Annotated in this window: 1 rRNA gene; it reads right to left on the reverse strand. The window is 49.5% G+C overall.

The window, feature by feature from the left end:
• Window positions 1-136: ribosomal RNA gene (locus FDX24_RS10000) — 23S ribosomal RNA — on the reverse strand; the annotation flags it as partial.
• Window positions 137-206 lie beyond the last annotated feature (70 nt).

Below are 206 nucleotides of genomic sequence, written 5' to 3' on the forward strand. Positions count from 1 at the left end.
CACACTGGGTTTCCCCATTCGGAAATCGCCGGTTATAACGGTTCATATCACCTTACCGACGCTTATCGCAGATTAGCACGTCCTTCATCGCCTCTGACTGCCAGGGCATCCACCGTGTACGCTTAGTCGCTTAACCTCACAACCCGAAGATGTTTCGTAAAACACCACCGTGTTGCGAAAATTTGAGAGACTCGAACACACCATTT

The organism is Citrobacter sp. wls716 (assembly GCF_005280975.1).
In the GTDB taxonomy this organism is placed as follows: Bacteria; Pseudomonadota; Gammaproteobacteria; order Enterobacterales; family Enterobacteriaceae; genus Citrobacter; species Citrobacter youngae.